This window comes from Acidobacteriota bacterium (genome assembly GCA_003696075.1).
Taxonomy (GTDB): domain Bacteria; phylum Acidobacteriota; class Polarisedimenticolia; order J045; family J045; genus J045.
This window is the reverse complement of record RFHH01000160.1, coordinates 1-3,178: the sequence shown is the minus strand read 5'-3', so window position 1 is coordinate 3,178 and position 3,178 is coordinate 1. Positions and strand designations below refer to the sequence as shown.

Sequence of the window (3,178 nt, the reverse complement as noted above, 5' to 3'; positions counted from 1 at the left end):
GTCGTGACCGGCTCCCTGTACCGTGGCGCCGTCACCACCAGCGTCGCCTCCGCCAAGCCGTACACCGGAGCGAGCACCCCCGACTGGAGGCCGAAGGGGCGGAACCGTTCCTCAAAGCGGCGCACGGAGCCCGGACGAACCGGTTCGGCTCCGACGAAAAGGAGATCAAGGCTACTCAGGTCGATTCGTCTTTCTTCCAACTGCCGCCGGGGAATCCGATCCACACACAGATCCAGCGCGAAGTTGGGGCAAATTGAGACGCGACTCCTCGTCGCGCTCAACTCGTCCAACCAGGAAATCGGCCGCATCAGGAAGCGAATCGGGTTCATGATCACCATGTGGCGCGTACAGTGCCACAAGCTTGAAAGAAGTGTGGCCATGAGACCCATGTCGTGGTAAAGCGGAAGCCAGGTCGCGGCCGCTTCGTCGGGAACCCTCCGTCCCACCTCGACCAGCAGGCGCACGTTGTGCATCGCGTTCCGGTGGGAGATCTTGACGCCCTTCGGGCGCGAGGTGCTGCCCGAGGAGAACTGGACGAACGCCAAGTCTGCCGGGGAGACGTCCGCGGGAGAAAGATCGGGTGGCTCCTCGTCGAGATCGAGGCTGAGGGGAACGTGGTCGATCCGCCGCTCGGGTGGGATCTTCTCCTGCTCGTCGTCTCCGGACACCAGCTCCTTCTGGGCGAACACGCCGCGTGCTCCCGTGCGGTTCAGCAGGTCGCAAACGAACGGGAGCTGGGCGCCGGGGGCCTGGCCGAGCTGGCCGCCGCTGACCGATAGCGGAACCGCGCCCAGATAGAGCAGCGCGAGGAAGCTGGCCAGCACGTCCGGATCGTTCGTCGGGCAGACGATCACCCGGTCGCCGCGCCCGACGCCCTGCGCCTGGAGCCAAGCGGCGTGGCAGACCACCTTGCGGTGGAGCAACCGCCAGGGGAACACCGCCCTCCTTCCCCGGGCGTCGACCAGCTCGAGCCGGTGCTCCTCGGGCGCCAGCTTCATCCGGTCGACGAGCTCGACGAGTGTGCGGTACATCGCCCCGTTCACTCCAGCGCCGGGATCTCCTGCACGAGCCGGCCTTCGATCCGGGCGAAGATGTCGGCCAGCGAGCGGCCCGTGATCGTCAGGCCGTGGTTCTTCAGGCCGATCACCGCCCGCGACGGGTCGGGTGCGGCGAGCACGAGATCGAGCACCTCGTCGGCGAGCTGCTCGGTGCCGCACGGCCAGCTCTGCAGCGTCGCCGGAACCCCGTCCATCCAGGCGTGCACGTGCACGATCGCTCCGACCTCGGGGATCCGGCTGTAGATCTTGAAGTGCTCGATGGCGTCGACCGAAACGCGCGCCGTCGGGTCGGTGCCCGGCGGCACGGAGAGCAGGATCGTCCGCGTCGCGGGATCGTACCCCTTGACGAGGAAGATGTCCCGGCCCACCTGCCGCAGGTTCCCCTTGTCCACGCCGCGCCCCGACATCCAGAAGGTCTCCGCGTCGCGCCGGACCGAGAGGTTCCCGTAGGAGAGCTGCTTGAGGCCGAAGAGCTTCATCGCGAGCCGAAGGTCGCGCTCGTCGAGGACCGACTTGATGTCGAAGACGCTCGGCAGGAGGTTCATCGCCGCCAGGCGCCGGCCGTACTCGGCCAGCTCCCGCGACCGCTCGTCCCCCTCCCACAGCTCCCGCGGCAGATCCTCGTCCAGCCGGTTGCCGATGACGAAGCGTGCCCCGGCGAGCGGCGTGACGTAGTCGGCGATGGCGCGCGCGAGGCCCTCGCCGTCGGGGACCCGGCGGAAGCCGAGTTCGGGCGTCATGAAGTAGGCCGAACCGCCGAGCGAACCGCTGCGGACGCGGTGGACGACGACGTTCGACATCGTCTTCACCAGCACGCGGTAGGTATCGCGCCGGAACTCCTCCGTCCCGGCCCACGACCCCTCCGCGGTCTCGACCAGCGTCGCGACGAAGACCGCCGGCTCGGGGCGGATGTAGTTCGCCAGGGGCCGCTCCGGCGACGTCAGGTTGAACACCGCTTCCACGCCCGGCTCGGGACGCTCGAGCCGACGGTGGCCCGCGGCCGCCAGCAATCCGGCGATCTCCTCGGCGAGCGGAGCCAGGCTGGCGCCGCCGGTATCCGCGACGACGGCGAACTTCACGGCACCGCCTCCCGCCTTCCCCCCGCGTGGCGCTCCACCAGGCCGACGAGATCGCCGAAGCGCGCGCCGACGAGGTCGGGAACCTTTTCCGGCGGCACCTCGATCCCGAACTCGTCCTCCACGTCGAGCAGGAGGTTGAGCATCGCGTGCGAGTCGTAGCCGAGATCGAAATTGAGCCGGTCGTCGTCGCCCACCTCGCGCAGTTCGATCCGCGAGTTGGCGGCGACGAGCCGCTCCAGCCGCTCGCGTACCGTGCCGTTCGACACCGTTCCTCCCGCCCGCGAGCCCACCGGCCGGCGCCGAGACCCCCGTTCCCGGCGCAAGCTTACACGATGTTGCACCTTAGATACGGTGCCGCCGACGGGGGTGTCAAGCGACGGGCCGGATGACGCGGAGCGCGGCGGGAAGCAGCTGGACCTCGATCCGGCGTGCGGGCGGCAGGACCTCGCCATCCGCGTGACCCGGGATCGGCGGCTCCGCCTGCAGGTCGAGCCGGCGGCAGCGGGACAGCGTGATCCGGGGGTCGCTGCCGTGCCGGCCGAGTGCGACGCGGGGCAGCATCAGGAGAATCGAGCGGCGAGGAGCGGCGGCGGCCCAGCAAGCGTCCAGGAAGCCGTCGGCCGGATCGGCGTCCGGGGTCATCCGGAACCCGCCGCCGGTGGTCGGGCCGTTTCCGAGGGAGAGAAGCGTGACCTCCCGGTCGACCGGCTCCCCGTCCACCGTCCCCCGCAGCCGCCACGGCCCCGGAGCGGCGGCGACGGCACCGGCGACCCCCGCGACGTAGGCGGCCGGCCCGGGCAGGCGCAACCGGCGCGCCCGGCGTGCGACGTCGGCGTCGAACCCGAGCCCGAGGGCGTTGACGAACAGGCACTCCCGCCCGTCGAGGCGCGCGCGGCCCACGTCGAGCGGAGCGGCCCGGCCGCCGTCGAGCGCCGCCAGCGCGCGGCGCCATCCGCGCGGGTATCCGAGCGATCCGGCCAGGTCGTTCCCGCGGCCCAGCGGCAGGATCCCCAGCGGGACGCCGCTCTCGCCCGAATCGAG

Annotated in this window: 4 protein-coding genes; all 4 read right to left on the bottom strand. The window is 70.8% G+C overall.

Annotation, left to right across the window (positions count from 1 at the left end):
- On the bottom strand, positions 1-1,043 hold a 1,043-nt coding region (locus D6718_10645), incomplete at its 3' end, for a hypothetical protein (protein RMG44136.1).
- Positions 1,040-1,858: a class II aldolase/adducin family protein gene (locus D6718_10640; GenBank protein ID RMG44137.1), complete on the bottom strand. Its 819-nt coding sequence runs from the start codon at positions 1,856-1,858 to the stop codon at positions 1,040-1,042. The genes D6718_10640 and D6718_10645, both read right to left, overlap by 4 nt.
- Before the next feature lie 275 nt (positions 1,859-2,133).
- Positions 2,134-2,589, bottom strand: coding sequence for an acyl carrier protein (locus tag D6718_10635; protein RMG44135.1), 456 nt, complete (start codon positions 2,587-2,589; stop codon positions 2,134-2,136).
- Positions 2,507-3,178: sphingosine kinase (locus tag D6718_10630; GenBank protein RMG44134.1), on the bottom strand; the 672-nt coding region annotated here is incomplete at its 5' end. The genes D6718_10630 and D6718_10635, both read right to left, overlap by 83 nt.

Excerpts from the sequence above, each read along its gene's own strand:
- D6718_10635 (RMG44135.1), bottom strand. The coding sequence starts at position 2,589 with ATGGCGAGGTCCTGCCGCCCGCACGCCGGATCGAGGTCCAGCTGCTTC.
- D6718_10640 (RMG44137.1), bottom strand. The coding sequence starts at position 1,858 with ATGTCGAACGTCGTCGTCCACCGCGTCCGCAGCGGTTCGCTCGGCGGT.